Origin of the sequence: Pseudomonas sp. PA-4-8C, assembly GCF_021606625.1 — a bacterium.
Lineage (GTDB): Bacteria > Pseudomonadota > Gammaproteobacteria > Pseudomonadales > Pseudomonadaceae > Aquipseudomonas > Aquipseudomonas lactis.
In genome coordinates, this window is sequence record NZ_WKCD01000591.1 from 1 (window position 1) to 607 (window position 607).

At 60.8% G+C, this 607-nt stretch carries 1 protein-coding gene; it reads left to right on the forward strand.

The genetic code is table 11. From position 1 onward, the window contains the following. Nucleotides 1-600 (forward strand): sensor histidine kinase (locus GIW04_RS31160; protein WP_236479670.1); only part of this gene is annotated, 600 nt, incomplete at its 5' end. Between the last annotated feature and the right edge of the window lie 7 nt (nt 601-607).

Below are 607 nucleotides of genomic sequence, written 5' to 3' on the forward strand. Positions count from 1 at the left end.
GCCCGGGACAACGCGGCCGCGTTTACCCTGGACAAGATGCACGCCATGGTTGACCGCGATGAGCGCCAGATCCAGAGCCTGATCCGCCTGATCGAGGACATGCTCGATGTGTCGCGCATTCGTACCGGCAAGCTGTCGATTCGTCCGGCACCCGTTGACTTGGCGCAACTGGTACGCAACCTGGTGGATAACTTCGCGCCGCAAGTGGCAGCCGCCGAATCCTCCATGCAATTGCAGGCCGAAAGCCCGGTGGAGGGTAATTGGGACGAGTTTCGCATCGAGCAGGTGATCACCAACCTGCTGACCAACGCACTGCGTTATGGCGCCAAGAGCCCGGTGCAGGTGCGGGTGTATACCGAACATGGCGAAGCGCGAGTAGAGGTGCGCGACCATGGCATTGGTATCAGCGAGGAGAACCAGAAGCGCATTTTCCAGCAGTTCGAGCGGGTTTCGGCCAATCATTCCGCAGCCGGCCTGGGCCTGGGTTTGTTTATTTCCGAGCAGATCGTGGCGGCCCATGGCGGCACCATTGAGGTCGAGAGCCAGATAGGCGAGGGCGCCTTGTTTCGCGTGTGCCTGCCCCTTGAGGCGGCCGAGTGAATTCAAT